Source organism: Flavobacterium branchiicola (assembly GCF_018383905.1).
GTDB lineage: Bacteria > Bacteroidota > Bacteroidia > Flavobacteriales > Flavobacteriaceae > Flavobacterium > Flavobacterium branchiicola.
The window spans coordinates 1-347 of sequence record NZ_JAGYWA010000031.1 but is presented as its reverse complement, the minus strand read 5'-3'; the positions used below and the strand labels follow the sequence as shown (position 1 = coordinate 347).

The window sequence follows — 347 nt, the reverse complement described above, 5'->3', positions numbered from 1 at the left end:
GAACAGAGTAGTTAAGCCCGCCTGCGCAGATGGTACTGCAGTTATGTGGGAGAGTATGTCGTCGCCTTTCTTTTGAAAACCCTGTTTCGTGAGTTACAGGGTTTTTTATTCTTACTTTATTTATAGTGATATGAATAAATAAAGGTACCTTAGCTCAGATGGTAGAGCAATGGACTGAAAATCCATGTGTCCCTGGTTCGATCCCTGGAGGTACCACATTCGCTCGGATGGTGAAATTGGTAGACACGCTGGACTTAAAATCCAGTGAACAGCAATGTTCGTGCGGGTTCAAGTCCCGCTCTGAGTACTAAAAACTTCAATTAGCTTTTGCTGATTGAAGTTTTTTT

2 tRNA genes are annotated in these 347 nt (G+C 42.4%); both read left to right on the top strand.

Annotated features, from left to right (window positions below):
* Positions 1 to 143: 143 nt before the first annotated feature.
* Positions 144 to 216: transfer RNA gene (locus KHA98_RS22795), tRNA-Phe, on the top strand.
* A gap of 5 nt (positions 217 to 221) precedes the next feature.
* Positions 222 to 307 (top strand) — tRNA-Leu (locus KHA98_RS22790).
* Positions 308 to 347: the final 40 nt, after the last annotated feature.